Origin of the sequence: Devosia enhydra, assembly GCF_900119845.1 — a bacterium.
Taxonomy (GTDB): domain Bacteria; phylum Pseudomonadota; class Alphaproteobacteria; order Rhizobiales; family Devosiaceae; genus FPKU01.
The window spans coordinates 1,574,824-1,586,959 of the sequence record NZ_FPKU01000001.1; the positions used below are offsets into that span (position 1 = coordinate 1,574,824).

Here is a 12,136-nt window from a genome sequence, read left to right on the forward strand (position 1 = left end):
GCTACTCGCTCTTGGCACTGGAGGCCGAGCGGGCGCTCTGCTCGGCCTGGTCGAGCTTCTCGAGCAGGTCGAGCAGTTGCTCGGGAATGCCCTCATCCTGCACGGCGCCATAAAGGGCGCGCAGTTTTGCTCCAATGTCCGAATTGGCGCCGAGCCCGTCCTCGGCCTCGCCGCGACGCGACCTAGAATTTGAAGTCATTGCTGATCCGTCTTTCATCAACCTGCCCTGAAGCCGCCCTTTGGCGCTTCCGCCCCCTGATAAGGCTCTTGCGAGCCCAAATGCCACACTGCGATGCGCATCGCGGCCTGCGGCACTGCCGCATCCCTGCCGACACCTGCCCGCTTGCCATGGTCTGGAAATCATTAATGCGGGGCCACAAAAAAAGTTCCGAGGCCAAGGAACGAATTTTATCGCAGCCCGTTTCCCGCTGAGGTCAATCCTACCAAGGCGTCAAGGAGTCACTCGATGACTTTATCTTCGCGGATCGCTCCGCACCTTCCCTATCTGCGGCGTTTTTCGCGCGCGACCACCGGCTCGCAGACTTCCGGCGATGCCTATGTGGCCGCGACCCTTGAGGCCCTGATCGCTGACGTATCGATCTTCCCCGAAGCGTCCAACGATCGCATCGCGCTCTACAAGCTATTCTCGAAGCTGTTTACGTCCTCGGCCGTCGAAATCCCCGAGCCGATGACGACTTTTGCGTGGGAAAAGCGGGCCCAGGCCAATCTTGCCAATCTCGCCCCGCGCGCCCGGCAGGCCTTCCTGCTCGTGGCCGTCGAAGGCTTCAATCCGGCGCAGGCCGCTGAAATCCTCGATGTGTCGTCCGACGAGTTCTCCGGGCTGCTCGACGAGGCCTCCAACGACATCTCGCGTCAGGTTGCCACCGAGATCATGATCATCGAGGACGAGCCTCTGATCGCCATGGATATCGAGCAACTCGTCGAGAGCCTGGGCCATACCGTGGTCGGCGTGGCACGCACCCACAAGGAAGCGCTGGCGCTCTACGGCAAGACCCAGCCGCGCATGATCCTCGCGGATATCCAGCTTGCCGATGGCTCGTCGGGCATCGATGCGGTCAACGACATTCTGTCGGATCATCCGCTGCCGGTGATCTTCATCACCGCCTTCCCCGAGCGCCTCCTCACCGGCGAGCGCCCGGAGCCGACCTTCCTCGTTACCAAGCCTTTCAATCCCGACATGGTGAAGGCGCTGATCAGCCAGGCGCTGTTCTTTGACGAAGGTTCGCGCGCCGCAGCCTAACGGCAGTAGTGGCGCAGTGGTTGATGGCCGGGACCGAAAGTCCCGGCCTTTTTCTTTCCGCATTTGGAACCGCCCAGATACTGAGCTCGTTGTCAAGACAGAAATCATCACTGTCTGGGAGCAAAACAGATGCTGTACTACGCCCTCGTCTTTCTCGTGATCGCGCTCATCGCCGGCGTTCTTGGCTTTGGCGGCATTGCCGGCGCTTCGGCCGGTATCGCGCAGATCCTGTTTTTTCTTTTTCTCGGCTTCCTGGTCATTTCGCTTATCGTCGGACTTGTCCGCCGCGCGTAAGGTCTGACGCCGGTTGAAAGCAGTTCGGGCGGCCCGCCACTGGCAGGGCCGCCCTTTTCGTCCCCGCGTGTCGCGTACTGATGAGGATGAAATGCGCAACGGTGCGATCGATCTCGGCCAGGCGGCGCGCATGCGCGCCCTTACCACGGCCCTCCAGGTCCGCCATGTTGGGGTCCAGCATCACAGGCTCGATGTCATCTGCGATTTTTCCGAGAACCTGCCGCCGCACTGGCCGGCCACAGAGCCGCTTGGGCGCACGGATGCCGAGCTTTACAATGCCGATCTGGCGGAGCGGCTGACGGCGCTGCGCGTCGACGTGCTCAGTGACCAGCTCGCCCGCACCACAGAGGTCCACTGCCAGAATTCGGGCCGCGCCCGCACCTTCGAGGTGGCGATGTCGCCCGATATCGACGGCGAGGGCGCGCTTGTGGGGCTCATCAGCACCATCACCGATATCACGGTCGAGCGTGAGCGCGAGCATGCGATCGCCAATCTCTTGCGCGAAGTCAGCCACCGCTCGCGCAACCTGCTCGCCATCGTCCAGTCCATCGCCATGCAGACCGGGACGCATTCGGGCAGCATGCAGGACTTTCTCGACAAGTTCCGCGGCCGCCTGCAAGCCCTTGCAGGCACGCAGGATCTGGTCACCGACACCAACTGGCGCGGTGCGCTTCTGCGCGACCTGGTAATCGGGCAGATCAGTCGGCTGGGCAGCGGATCGAATTCCATTTCGCTCAAGGGCGATGATGTGATGCTGGGGCCCAATGCCGCACTGCATGTGGGGCTGGCGCTGCACGAGCTTGCGACCAACGCCGTTTTGCACGGCGCGCTTTCGACCGATCCGGTCGGCACCGTCGCGATAACAGCAAGGCTCCTGCCGCGACCCTCCGCCTTCGAGACCCTCGAACTGGTCTGGACAGAGCGCAACCCCGGACCGCGGCCATCGGCGGGGCACAGGCCGCGTCGCTTCGGCATGCTGATCCTTGATCGCATCGTGCCCGATGCCGTGGGCGGATCGGCCGAATTCAGCATCGACAAGGATCAGGTGCGCTACCGGCTCAGCATTCCCGCCGACCAGATTGCCAGCTGACCTGCCGCGTCCAGGCCAGCTGGTCATCGGTTCAACATCCGGACAAAAGACCAATCGAAACTTGGCGCTTGGGCGACACACCGCCCCAAAAAGAAAAGCCCCGCCGTAGCGGGGCATTCTGGTCGATACCGATCTCGCTGCCGGAGCAATCCGGATGCCGGTCTTTCGTAACCCGGATCCTGCCGGGTTCATCTGCGTCGACGACGCCGTTCAGCCTCTTGGCGGGCCTTGATGCGGAGACCGCAGATCTTTTGCCTGCTTGTCTCCGTATGAGCCACCGGTTGGTGCGCTGGCGGCGTCCCTCCTGAAACGGGGCGGATGGCGTGTGGTTCCATCGCCGCTCCCGCATGAAAATGCTGGACAAGCCGGTATGTGGCAGATTTGCATGCGCTCATGATCAGCGCCGCCAATTCATCCGCACAGCCGCCCCTGCTCCAGCTCGAGGACATCCACAAATCCTTCGGGACGCTGGAGGTGCTGCGCGGCATCTCGCTCACCGCCGGCGAGGGCGAGGTCGTCGCGCTCATCGGCTCGTCCGGCTCGGGCAAATCGACGCTCCTGCGCTGCATCAACCTGCTCGAGGTGCCCGATCGCGGACGCGTCGTGATCGGCGGAGAGGCTGTCGCCATGACGAGCGAGGGCCCGCATCGCCGTGCTGCCGATGAAAAGCAGCTGCGGCGCATCCGCTCGGGCATCGGCATGGTCTTCCAGTCGTTCAATCTCTGGAGCCATATGAGCGTGCTCGACAATGTCATGGCCGCGCCCTTGCAGGTGCAGGGCCGCGAGAAAGCCGAAGTGCGCGAGGAGGCCCTCGCCATGCTCGAGAAAGTCGGCATTGCGCAAAAGGCCGACGCCTTCCCGGCCCAGCTCTCTGGGGGCCAGCAGCAGCGCGCCGCCATCGCCCGGGCGCTTTGCATCAATCCGCGCCTCATGCTGTTCGATGAGCCGACCTCGGCGCTCGACCCCGAACTCGAGGGTGAGGTGCTGCGCGTCATCCGCCTGCTCGCCGAGGAAGGTCGCACCATGGTGCTCGTCACCCACGACATGGAGTTCGCCCGGTCGGTGGCGCGTCGAGCGGTCTTCCTCCACGAAGGCCTGATCGAGGAGGAAGGCCCGGTTCGAGAGGTCTTCGGCGCGCCGCGTTCGGAGCGTCTCCAACGCTTTCTTGCGGCCGGACAGCATGCCTGATTTGACCAAACGGTAAAATGCGTTAGCCTTGCGTCAAGCCGGCACAAAGCCGGCGACAACCACAAGCCCGGCGACAGGCCGGCGCACGAACAGGGAAGCACTGATGAAGACACTCCTCCTTTCCGGCCTCGCGCTCGCGATGCTCACCGTCGGGGCCTCGGCCCAGACCGTCCGGCTCGGAACCGAAGGGGCCTATGAGCCCTGGAATTTCATGGATGCCAACGGCCAGGTCGCCGGCCTCGATATCGACGTGGGCAACGAACTCTGCCAGCGCGCCGGGCTCACCTGCGAGTGGGTGATCAATGACTGGGATACCATCATCCCGAACCTTCTGGCCGGCAATTACGATGCCATCCTCGCCGGCATGTCGATCACCGAAGAGCGCCAGCAGAGCATTGATTTTACCGCAGATTACTCCCCGCCGGACGTGTCGCGCTACATGGTGCTGACCGGTACGACGATCGATTTCGACTCCCTGCAGAACGTCCGCATCGGCGTTCAGTCCAACACCATCCAGGCCGGCTATGCTGGCGACAACCTGGCTCAGGGGAACACCATCGTCTCGTTCGAGCAGGCGCCGCAGGCCCTGGCCGATCTCTCGGCCGGATCGATCGACGTGATCCTTGCCGACGAATCCTATGTGACCGAGATCGTTGCCAACTCCTCGGGCGGCTTTGAACTGGTCGGGCCCGAAGTCGAGGTCGGCGGCGGTGTCGGGGCCGGGCTGCGCAAGTCCGACACCGAGCTCAAGGCCAAGCTCGACGAGGCGCTGGCCGCCGCAAAGGCCGATGGCACCATCGATTCCCTCATCGCCAAGTGGTTCCCGCAGCGCGAAGGTCCGTTCTACCTCAACTAAGCGGGTTTACGCGCTCAGGGGCCGGCACGCCGGCCTCTTTTCTGCGGGGGCAAGATGGTCGATCTGCTGCCGGCCTGGCTGGCCGATGGTCTGGGCGATGAGGCGCTGTTCTGGTTCGGCTATCTCACCGATGGCCGGCACCTCGCCTGGTATTCGAGTGTGCAGTTCACGCTGATCGCCGCTCTGCTGGGCGGGCTCTGCGCGCTCGGCTTCGGGCTTCTCGGCGCCGGAATGGTCGGCAGCCGCGCCCTTCCTGTGCGGCTTTTCGGCAAGGCCTATGTCAATATGGTGCGCGGCGTGCCCGACGTGCTGTTCTTCCTCTTTTTCCCCCTCGCTTTCGAGCAGGGGGTGGAATGGATGGCGAGCAGCGTCATCTGCTCGCCCGAAGATATAGCCGCCAACCCGGGCCGCTGGCCGCCCTGCCCTGCGGCGAACTGGATCCTGGGCACGTGGGAATATCTCCTGCTCGCCAGCGTCTCGCTCGGCATCGTCTATGGCGCCTTTACCGCCAATGTCATCCACGGCGCCCTCAACGCGGTGCCGCGCGGCCAGATCGAGGCGGCGCGCGCCTATGGGTTTTCCGCTTCGCAGGTGTTCTGGCGGATCCGTGTCCGGCAGATGTGGATCTACGCGCTGCCCGGGCTTTCCAATGTCTGGCTGCTGCTGATCAAGGCGACCGCGCTTTTGTCGCTCCTGCAGATCGTCGACATCGTCTCATGGGCCGGCCGGCTGGGCGCGCCCAACTTTACCCCCAGCGCCGGGCTCGTCCACCCCGACTGGCGCTGGTACTACTACCTCGTCCTCCTGCTGTTTTACGTGCTGCTGACCTTCCTCTCCGAGAAGGGCTTTGCCGCCCTCACCCGCTGGGCCGGGCGCGGCATGGCAGTGGCGGAGGCGCGGGCATGAACCTTCTCGATGCCATCTTCGCCGATATCGCGCTCATGGCGCGGCCGGCGCTGTTCAACATCTATTTCGCCTTTGCCGCCATTCCGCTGGGCTTCCTGTTCGCGGTGCTGCTGGCTTTGGGCAAGGCCTCGCACAACCGGCTGACCTCGGCCTTCAGCCGGGGCTATATCTACGCCTTTCGCGGCTCGCCGTTCTTCATCCAGCTCTTCATGATCTATTCGCTGGTGCTCTCGCTCAACATTCCGCTCTGGCGGCCCTGGGGCATTAGCTGGCTGATGCTGTCGCCGCTGTTCCTTGGCCCGGCCATCCTGATGCTGAACACGGCGGCCTATACCGCTGAAATCCTCTACGGGGCGCTGCGCACCATTCCCAAGGGCGAGGTCGAGGCGGGTCGCGCCTTCGGCATGAGTCGGCTCCAGCAGTTCCGCTTCGTGACCTGGCCGCACATGATCCGCATCGCCTGGCCGGCCTATACGAACGAAGTGGTCTTCCTCTTCCATGCCACGGCGCTCGTCTATTTCACCCTGCCCGTCATCGACAACCAGCAGGATCTGATGAACAAGGCGCGCGAACTCTTCGAGCGCGACTACAACGTCTTCCTGCATTTCTCCGTGGCAGCGGGTTATTTTCTCGCCATCTCGCTGGTGATCTTCTTCATCTTCAGGCGCATCTATCGCCGGCTGATGGCTCACCTGCCCGCCGAGCCCGACCGCCGCATCCGCTACGCCCCCCGCTGGCTCTGAGGCTTCATGACGCTCTCTCCCATCTCCCTCGCCATTTCAGGCGATGCCCCCGGCAGCTGGACCGAGCTGACCCTCTTCCGCTTCGGACCGCCGGATGCGCGACGGAAGGTCTATCTGCAGGCCGGCATGCATGCCGACGAGCAGCCCGGCATGCTCATCCTCCACCACCTTCTGCCTCTGCTCGCACAGGCGGAAGCCGAAGGCCGCCTCTCCGCCCGCTTTTCGGTGGTGCCCATGGCCAATCCGCTCGGCATGGCCCATGTGCTCCACCGCACCCATATGGGCCGCTACGACCTCGGCACCGGGGTCAATCACAACCGGCGCTGGCCCGATCTCTTCGCGATGATCGGGGAAACGGTCGCGCCGCTGCTGGGCGCTGATCCCAAGGCCAACATCGCAGCGATCCGCAATGCAATTGCCGAATGGCTCGACACCCAGTCGCCTGCCTCAGCCGGCCAGCAGATGCGCCTTGCGCTCCTGCGCGAAGCCCATGACGCCGATTATGTGCTCGACCTTCACTGCGACGATGAGGCCCTGCCCCATATCTTCACCGCCCCCGAATGCGCCGCGCCGATGCACAAGCTGGCCGGCTGGATGGGCGGCGCCTATACCCTGACCGCCGCCGACAGCGGCGGCTTCTCCTTCGATGAAATGCTGCCGCAGCTCTTTCGCCTGCTGGCAAAGGCGCATCCGGACAAGCCGATCCCCATCCAGCCCGTCGCGGCGACGCTCGAATATCGCGGCCGCGCCGACACCTTCGATGCGTTGGCGCAAAAGGATGCCGAGGGTCTTATCGGCTTTTTCGTCGGAGAGGGGCTGATCGCCGCCGATCCTGTGACCCTGCCCGAGCCTGCACCTGCCCCGCTGCCGCTCGACGCGACCGAGATCGTGCGGGTCGATGCACCCGGTCTCGTCGCTTATCGCGTCGGCCTGGGTGATCGGGTTAAAAAGGGCGATATCATCGCCGACCTGGTCGCGCTCTCGGGCCCTGAGGCCTTCATCGCCCGTACGCCCATCCGCGCCGGCACTGACGGCATCATCATTTCCCGGCTTACCCAGAAATACGCCCGACGCGGAACGAGCATCGCCAAGATCGTCGGCGAAACCCCTCTTCCCGGCCGCGTCGGCGGATATCTGCTCGAAGATTAGAGCGCTTCGGTCAATTCCGGCACCAGCGTGAAGATATCGCCCACAAGGCCGTAATCGGCGAGGGCGAAGATCGGCGCATTGGGGTCGGAGTTGATGGCGACGATGACCTTGGCATCCTTCATGCCGGCCAGGTGCTGGATGGCGCCAGAGATGCCGCAGGCGATGTAGAGATCGGGGGCGACGACCTTGCCGGTCTGGCCCACCTGCCAGTCATTGGGCGCGTAGCCGGCATCGACGGCGGCGCGGCTCGCGCCGATGGCCGCGCCGAGCTTGTCGGCCAGCGGCAGCATCAGGGCATCGAACTTCTCCTTGCTTCCGAGCGCGCGGCCGCCGGAGACAACGATGCGCGCGGCAGCGAGTTCGGGGCGTTCGGAGCGGGCGACCTCGTCGCTGACATGGCGGCTGAGCCCGGGATCGGCGGCGGCCGGAACCGTGTCGATGGGCGCCGCCTCACCTGCGCCGGCCGCATCGAAGGCGGTGGTGCGCACGGTGAGCACGCGGATGGTATCGGAGGTCTCGACCGTCTCGATGGCGTTGCCGGCATAGACCGGCCGCTTGAAGGTGCTGGGCGAAACCACCGTCACGATATCGGAAACCTGCATGACGTCGAGCAATGCGGCGACGCGCGGCAGGAGGTTCTTGCCGGTAGTAGTGGCCGCCGCGACCACCGCGTCATAACGCTCGGCGAGCCCGACGATAAGGGCGGACACCGGCTCGGCCAGCTGGGCGGCAAGGCTGGCATCGTCGGCCAGCAGCACGCGCTCGACACCCTCGAGACGGGCGGCGGCATCGGCGACGGCGGCGCAGCCGGCGCCTGCGACGAGGATGTGGACCGGCTGGCCGAGGGCGCGCGCGGCCGTCAGGGCATGGGCGGTCTGGGCGTTGAGCACTTCATTGTCGTGCTCGGCGATGAGAAGTGTCGTCATGATCAGATCACCCGCGCTTCGGTCTTGAGCTTTTCGACGAGTTCGGCGACCGAACCCACCATGGCGCCGCCCTTGCGGCCGGCCGGCTCCTCGACCTTGAGCACTGTCTGGCGCGGGGCGACATCGACGCCGTAATCAGCCGCCTGGGTCTTGGCGAGGGGCTTGGAGCGCGCCTTCATGATGTTGGGCAGCGAGGCAAAGCGCGGCTCGTTCATGCGCAGATCGCTGGTCACCACGGCGGGCAGGGGCAGGGCGATGGTCTGCAGCCCGCCATCGACCTCGCGGGTGACGGTGGCAACGCCATCGGCGATGTCGAGCTTGCTGGCGAAGGTGGCCTGCCCACGTCCGAGCAGGGCGGCGAGCATCTGGCCGGTCTGGTTGGAATCATCGTCGATGGCCTGCTTGCCGAGCAGCACGAGATCGACGCCTTCCTTCTCGGTCACGGCCTTGAGGAGCTTGGCGACAGCCAGCGGCTCGACCCGGCCATCGGCCTGGATCAGGATGGCGCGGTCGGCGCCCATGGCCAGCGCGGTGCGGAGCGTATCCTCGGCCTTGGCCGGCCCGATGGAGACGGCGATGACCTCGGTGGCCTTGCCGGCCTCCTTGAGGCGGACCGCCTCTTCGAGCGCGATCTCGCAGAACGGGTTCATCGACATCTTGACGTTGTCGAGTTCGACGCCCGTGCCATCGGCCTTGACCCGCACGCGGACATTGGCATCCGCAACGCGCTTGACCGCAACCAGAACTTTCATGCCGGGCCCTTTCACTCAGAGGCTTGTGGAGGCGGTGGTGCCACCGCAGGGCGCCTCGCGCAAGCGGCGCGAGCCAAAAACCTCTCTTTGCCGGCACGCTTTTGATCGCGACAGCAAGGGCAGGCTCGGCGGCTCATTGGCATGGGGGCCGGACAACCGCGAGGCGACTTTGGTAGCATAACATGCCCGGTGCGGCCTGGGCAGGGCTTGCGGGCCAAGGGCTTATGAGAGAGGCTCATGAGGGTATTCGGAGGGCGGCTTTGAGCGGCAAGGGCATGCAGACTTTCCTGGGCGTGGCGCATCCGTGGATGTGCGACGTCATGGGCCACATGAGCGCGCGCCATTACATGGCGATGTTCGACGATGCGAGTTTCTACCTGCTCGGCATCATCGCCAATCTCGAGATCAGGCCGGGCGCGCCGACCGGCTGGGCCGATGTGCGCTACGAGATCGATTATCGCGCCGAGGTGCAGCCTGGCACGCTGATCGCCATCACCTCGCGCATCGAGCGCATCGGCCGCTCGTCGGTGACCATCGTGCACAACATGGATGGTGCGCTCGACAGGCTGCCGCGGGCTCAGGCCATGGCGGTGACGGTGCATTTCGACATGACCAAGCGCGAGGCCGCGCCGCTGCCGCCCGACATCCGCCAGCGTGCCGAAGCGCTGATGCAGCGCTGACATGGCCTCGCCCACGCTTCTCTGGATCATCTTCCATATCGCGGTGGCCGCGGAGGCGATGACGGCGGCGCTCGCTGCCGGGCGGCGGCGGATGGACTGGTTCGGGGTGTGCGTCCTCGCCTGCGTCACGGCGCTGGGCGGCGGCACAATGCGCGACACGCTTCTGGGCCATTATCCGCTGACCTGGGTGGCCAACCCCTATCTGCTGCTGATGTGCTGCGGGGCGGCGCTGCTGACCATCGCGCTCGCGCGGTTCATGGACAAACTGCGCTGGCCGTTCCTGTTGCTCGATGCGCTGGGGCTCGTGGTCTTCACCATCATCGGGTGTAATATCGGGCTCGAAATGGGGCTCTCGCCCATCATCGTCATCGTTTCGGGGATGATAACCGGGGTGGTGGGCGGCATCATGCGCGACATATTGTGCAACGACGTTCCGCTGATCTTTTCGGGCGAGCTCTATGCCAGCGTCTCGATCGTCACCGGCGTGCTTTATCTTGGCGGGCTGGGCCTGGGGCTGCCGGCCGATCTCGTGATCCTGGGCGCCATCGCCATCGGCTTTGCGCTGCGCGTGCTCGCGATCGTGCTCAAGCTCGAAATGCCGCGCTTCGTCTACGACAAGGATCTGCGGTGACCCCGGCACAGCCGCAGCGGCTGGTGCTATCGCGCCGCAGGGGCTTTGACCTGCAGGCAATCTCGCAGGCGCTCAACGGGCTGCCAGCGAAGCGCGTGTCGCGGCCGGGGCCGTGGGGCAATCCGTTTACGATCGAAGCCGTGATGGCGGAGATGGGGCTGTCCCGCGAGGCGGCTCAGGCGCGGGCAGTCGAGGCGTTCGGGCGCTGGATCGCGGGGCTGCCGACGGAATTGGCCGCGCATGGGCAGCCGCCCTCTCGCGAAACAATACGGGCGGCGCTTGCCGGGCATAATCTTGCCTGCTGGTGCGCGGCGGGAACGCCCTGCCATGCCGATATCCTTATCGCCATCGCCAACTCCGTGGCGCCAGATTGACAGGGGCTCGGGCTGCCCTTAGGCCAGACCCGCCTGTGACCTGAGGAGGGCCCCCGTGAAACAGACCTGGCGTTGGTTTGGACCCCATGACATCGCGTCGGTGGACGACATGCTGCAATCGGGCGTCGAAGGGGTGGTGAGCGCCCTGCACCACGTGCCCAATGGCATGGTGTGGAGCCCCGAGGAGATCGCCAGGCGCCAGCAGCAGATCGCCACCCGCAAGGACGGCTCGCCCTCGGGCATCGCCTGGGATGTGATCGAGAGCCTGCCGGTTTCCGAGGACATCAAGAAGCAAAAGAACAACTGGCGCGATCACATCACCAACTACAAGACCAGCCTCGAGAATGTCGCGGCGGCCGGGCTCGAGGTGCTGTGCTACAATTTCATGCCGGTGCTGGACTGGACGCGCACCGATCTGCGTTGGCAGGTGGCCCATGGCGGCACCTGCATGCGGTTCGACATCGTCGATTTCGCACTGTTCGACATCCATATTCTCGAACGGCCGGGCGCGGCCGAGGATTTCTCCGCCGATGTGGTCGAGGAAGCGGCGCGCCGCTATCGCGACTATGACGAGGCGAAAAAGAAGGCGCTGGCCCGCAACGTCACCATGGGGCTACCCGGTTCGACGGAATCGATGACGCTCGACGATGTGCGGGCCCATCTTGCCGAATATGGCGAGATCTCGCCCGAGCAATTGCGCCAGCACTTCATAGACTTTCTGTCCGAAGTGGTGCCGGTGGCCGAAAAGCTCGGCGTGCGCATGTGCTGCCACCCGGACGATCCCCCGTTCGCGCTGCTCGGCCTGCCGCGCGTGATGTCAACGGAAGCCGACTACAGGACGATCCTCGATGCGGTGGCCAGCCCCTCGAACGGCATGACCCTGTGCTCGGGCTCGCTCGGCGCGCGGCCCGATAACGACCTGCCGGGGATGATGGAGCGGCTGGGCGACAAGGTGCATTTCCTGCACCTGCGCAACGTCAAGCGCGACAGCGACGTCATCGCCGGCTCGTTCTACGAGGCCGAGCACCTGGGCGGGGACACCGATATGGTGGCGCTGATCGCCGCGATCCTCAAGGAAGAGGCAAAGCGCAAGGCAGCGGGCCGTGCCGACCACCAGATCCCGATGCGGCCCGACCATGGGCAGGATATTCTCGATGACCTCGGGCGCCGCAGCCAGCCGGGCTACCCCACCATCGGGCGCATGAAGGGCCTTGCCGAGCTGCGCGGCGTGATGACGGCGCTGGGCCATCGGCAGTACGGCGTGGCCTGAAGGTCGAGGCCGTGCG

At 65.0% G+C, this 12,136-nt stretch carries 15 protein-coding genes; 12 read left to right on the forward strand and 3 right to left on the reverse strand.

Features of this window, described 5'->3' with window-relative positions:
* Position 1: 1 nt before the first annotated feature.
* Positions 2-199, reverse strand: coding sequence for a NepR family anti-sigma factor (locus BT183_RS07580; RefSeq protein ID WP_084603316.1), 198 nt, complete (start codon positions 197-199; stop codon positions 2-4).
* 267 nt (positions 200-466) lie between these two features.
* Between BT183_RS07580 and BT183_RS07585 the strand changes: the two genes are divergently transcribed.
* The 8 genes from BT183_RS07585 (at position 467) to BT183_RS07620 (ending at position 7,487) form a co-directional block, all read left to right on the forward strand.
* Positions 467-1,261, forward strand: coding sequence for a response regulator (locus tag BT183_RS07585; protein WP_072340502.1), 795 nt, complete (start codon positions 467-469; stop codon positions 1,259-1,261).
* A 129-nt stretch (positions 1,262-1,390) separates the two neighbouring features.
* Positions 1,391-1,555 carry a DUF1328 domain-containing protein gene (locus tag BT183_RS07590; RefSeq protein ID WP_072340505.1) on the forward strand — a complete coding sequence of 55 codons (165 nt, stop codon included), beginning with the start codon at positions 1,391-1,393 and terminating at the stop codon, positions 1,553-1,555.
* A 91-nt stretch (positions 1,556-1,646) separates the two neighbouring features.
* On the forward strand, positions 1,647-2,645 hold the full coding sequence (locus BT183_RS07595) for a sensor histidine kinase (RefSeq protein WP_072340508.1): 999 nt from the start codon (positions 1,647-1,649) through the stop codon (positions 2,643-2,645).
* A 393-nt stretch (positions 2,646-3,038) separates the two neighbouring features.
* Entirely contained in the window at positions 3,039-3,833 is a 795-nt protein-coding gene (locus BT183_RS07600) for an ABC transporter ATP-binding protein (RefSeq protein ID WP_072341730.1), read from the forward strand.
* A 103-nt stretch (positions 3,834-3,936) separates the two neighbouring features.
* Positions 3,937-4,689: a transporter substrate-binding domain-containing protein gene (locus tag BT183_RS07605; protein ID WP_072340511.1), complete on the forward strand. Its 753-nt coding sequence runs from the start codon at positions 3,937-3,939 to the stop codon at positions 4,687-4,689.
* A 54-nt stretch (positions 4,690-4,743) separates the two neighbouring features.
* On the forward strand, positions 4,744-5,595 hold the full coding sequence (locus tag BT183_RS07610) for an ABC transporter permease subunit (protein WP_084603317.1): 852 nt from the start codon (positions 4,744-4,746) through the stop codon (positions 5,593-5,595).
* Entirely contained in the window at positions 5,592-6,338 is a 747-nt protein-coding gene (locus tag BT183_RS07615) for an ABC transporter permease (protein WP_072340514.1), read from the forward strand. Before BT183_RS07610 ends, BT183_RS07615 begins: the two co-directional genes overlap by 4 nt.
* Before the next feature lie 6 nt (positions 6,339-6,344).
* Positions 6,345-7,487 (forward strand): succinylglutamate desuccinylase/aspartoacylase family protein, encoded by a 1,143-nt coding sequence (locus BT183_RS07620; RefSeq protein WP_072340516.1) that lies wholly within the window; start codon positions 6,345-6,347, stop codon positions 7,485-7,487.
* On the opposite strand, the gene BT183_RS07625 is transcribed toward BT183_RS07620, so the two are convergent.
* The gene (locus BT183_RS07625; RefSeq protein ID WP_072340519.1) at positions 7,484-8,413 is read right to left on the reverse strand and encodes an electron transfer flavoprotein subunit alpha/FixB family protein; all 930 of its coding nucleotides are present in this window, start codon (positions 8,411-8,413) and stop codon (positions 7,484-7,486) included. The two genes, BT183_RS07620 and BT183_RS07625, sit on opposite strands and share 4 nt — an antisense overlap.
* 2 nt (positions 8,414-8,415) lie before the next feature.
* Positions 8,416-9,165, reverse strand: coding sequence for an electron transfer flavoprotein subunit beta/FixA family protein (locus BT183_RS07630; RefSeq protein ID WP_072340521.1), 750 nt, complete (start codon positions 9,163-9,165; stop codon positions 8,416-8,418).
* Between the two features lie 275 nt (positions 9,166-9,440).
* Here BT183_RS07630 and BT183_RS07635 point away from each other — a divergent pair, with 275 nt between their 5' ends.
* From BT183_RS07635 to uxuA, 4 genes are read left to right on the forward strand one after another with little or no spacing between them, the layout of a single operon-like run.
* Positions 9,441-9,845, forward strand: coding sequence for an acyl-CoA thioesterase (locus BT183_RS07635; protein ID WP_072341735.1), 405 nt, complete (start codon positions 9,441-9,443; stop codon positions 9,843-9,845).
* Position 9,846: 1 nt separating this feature from the next.
* Entirely contained in the window at positions 9,847-10,476 is a 630-nt protein-coding gene (locus BT183_RS07640; protein WP_072340523.1) for a trimeric intracellular cation channel family protein, read from the forward strand.
* A complete protein-coding gene (locus BT183_RS07645; protein ID WP_072340525.1) occupies positions 10,473-10,850 on the forward strand; it encodes a DUF4326 domain-containing protein in 378 nt (125 codons plus the stop codon). The genes BT183_RS07640 and BT183_RS07645 overlap by 4 nt, the downstream gene beginning before the upstream one ends.
* A 55-nt stretch (positions 10,851-10,905) precedes the next feature.
* The gene (gene uxuA, locus BT183_RS07650) at positions 10,906-12,120 is read left to right on the forward strand and encodes a mannonate dehydratase (protein WP_072340528.1); all 1,215 of its coding nucleotides are present in this window, start codon (positions 10,906-10,908) and stop codon (positions 12,118-12,120) included.
* Positions 12,121-12,136 lie beyond the last annotated feature (16 nt).

Coding starts and splice junctions, on each gene's coding strand:
- BT183_RS07580 (WP_084603316.1), bottom strand. CDS start 199: ATGACTTCAAATTCTAGGTCGCGTCGCGGCGAGGCCGAGGACGGGCTC.
- BT183_RS07585 (WP_072340502.1), top strand. CDS start 467: ATGACTTTATCTTCGCGGATCGCTCCGCACCTTCCCTATCTGCGGCGT.
- BT183_RS07590 (WP_072340505.1), top strand. CDS start 1,391: ATGCTGTACTACGCCCTCGTCTTTCTCGTGATCGCGCTCATCGCCGGC.
- BT183_RS07595 (WP_072340508.1), top strand. CDS start 1,647: ATGCGCAACGGTGCGATCGATCTCGGCCAGGCGGCGCGCATGCGCGCC.
- BT183_RS07600 (WP_072341730.1), top strand. CDS start 3,039: ATGATCAGCGCCGCCAATTCATCCGCACAGCCGCCCCTGCTCCAGCTC.
- BT183_RS07605 (WP_072340511.1), top strand. CDS start 3,937: ATGAAGACACTCCTCCTTTCCGGCCTCGCGCTCGCGATGCTCACCGTC.
- BT183_RS07610 (WP_084603317.1), top strand. CDS start 4,744: ATGGTCGATCTGCTGCCGGCCTGGCTGGCCGATGGTCTGGGCGATGAG.
- BT183_RS07615 (WP_072340514.1), top strand. CDS start 5,592: ATGAACCTTCTCGATGCCATCTTCGCCGATATCGCGCTCATGGCGCGG.
- BT183_RS07620 (WP_072340516.1), top strand. CDS start 6,345: ATGACGCTCTCTCCCATCTCCCTCGCCATTTCAGGCGATGCCCCCGGC.
- BT183_RS07625 (WP_072340519.1), bottom strand. CDS start 8,413: ATGACGACACTTCTCATCGCCGAGCACGACAATGAAGTGCTCAACGCC.
- BT183_RS07630 (WP_072340521.1), bottom strand. CDS start 9,165: ATGAAAGTTCTGGTTGCGGTCAAGCGCGTTGCGGATGCCAATGTCCGC.
- BT183_RS07635 (WP_072341735.1), top strand. CDS start 9,441: ATGCAGACTTTCCTGGGCGTGGCGCATCCGTGGATGTGCGACGTCATG.
- BT183_RS07640 (WP_072340523.1), top strand. CDS start 9,847: ATGGCCTCGCCCACGCTTCTCTGGATCATCTTCCATATCGCGGTGGCC.